This window comes from Paraburkholderia fynbosensis (genome assembly GCF_902859935.1).
In the GTDB taxonomy this organism is placed as follows: Bacteria; Pseudomonadota; Gammaproteobacteria; order Burkholderiales; family Burkholderiaceae; genus Paraburkholderia; species Paraburkholderia fynbosensis.
In genome coordinates this window covers 1-1,180 of sequence record NZ_CADIKI010000074.1, presented here as the reverse complement: position 1 = coordinate 1,180, position 1,180 = coordinate 1, and the positions used below count along the sequence as shown (strand labels likewise).

1 pseudogene is annotated in these 1,180 nt (G+C 58.0%); it reads left to right on the top strand.

From position 1 onward, the window contains the following. Window positions 1–61 precede the first annotated feature (61 nt). A pseudogene (locus tag HV770_RS38050) lies at window positions 62–1,180 on the top strand (IS30 family transposase); the annotation flags it as partial.

The window sequence follows — 1,180 nt, the reverse complement described above, 5'->3', positions numbered from 1 at the left end:
GGCGGATTCAACCGGTGGATGCAACACACTAGAAGCTGCGTGAGCAGTGGGAGTGTTGCAAATGAAACAGCGACGCCGGATTTATTACAGTGAGGCGCAGAAAGCACTGATGTGGGAGCGTTGGGCGCCAGGGCGAATCTCTGCAGAAGATCGCCCAGCTTTTTGATCGTAATCACTCGTCGGTCCAGGGGATTCTGGCTGAGACAGGCGGGATCCAGCCACCACAAAGGCATCGATCGAGATTGGCATTGACGCTGGAGGAGCGCGAAGAGATATCGCGAGGGCTTGTGGCTGGTGAATCGATCCAGTCAATTGCGATGCGACTTTCACGAGCGCCTTCCACCATCTGTCGTGAGATCAAACGTAACAGCGGACCAAACGGCTATCGGGCAAGCCACGCCGATCAGCTCGCATGGGATCGCGCGCAGCGCCCCAAAGCCTGTAAACTGGTTGAGCACCGGATGCTGGCGCACGTCGTGGCAGGCAAGCTTCAGTTGCAGTGGTCACCGCAGCAGATTGCCGGATGGCTCAGGCGGGTGTATCCAGACGACGAGGACTACCACGTGTCTCACGAGACCATCTATCGCACTCTCTTCATACAGGCCCGTGGTGCCTTGAAGAAGGAGTTGCTGGAGCACTTGCGGCGCACCCGGGCCATGCGCCGTTCGCGCCATCACACACAGAAGACGGACGATCACGGCAGGATTCGGGACACAGTATCGATCAGCGAACGCCCCGCTAGCATTGAAGACCGTGCGGTACCCGGCCACTGGGAAGGTGATCTGCTGTGCGGCAGCGGCAGCAGCCAGATTGCGACGCTCGTCGAACGCCAGACACGTTACATTATGCTGGTCAGGATAGCCAGCAAGGATAGCGAGACGGTCGCCAATGCACTCATCAAACACGCCTCCAAACTGCCGCAGGAGCTCTATAAGTCGCTGACATGGGATCGGGGAACGGAGATGGCCGGGCACAAACGCTTCACCGTGGCCACTGATATCCAGGTGTACTTCTGCGATCCCCAGCATCCATGGCAGCGCGGCTCGAACGAAAATACAAATGGGTTGTTAAGGCAGTACTTCCCCAAGGGCACCGACCTGTCAATGTATTCGCAGGCCAAACTCAACGCTGTGGCAAGGCGACTGAACGAGCGTCCAAGGAAGACGCTGGACTACGAAAC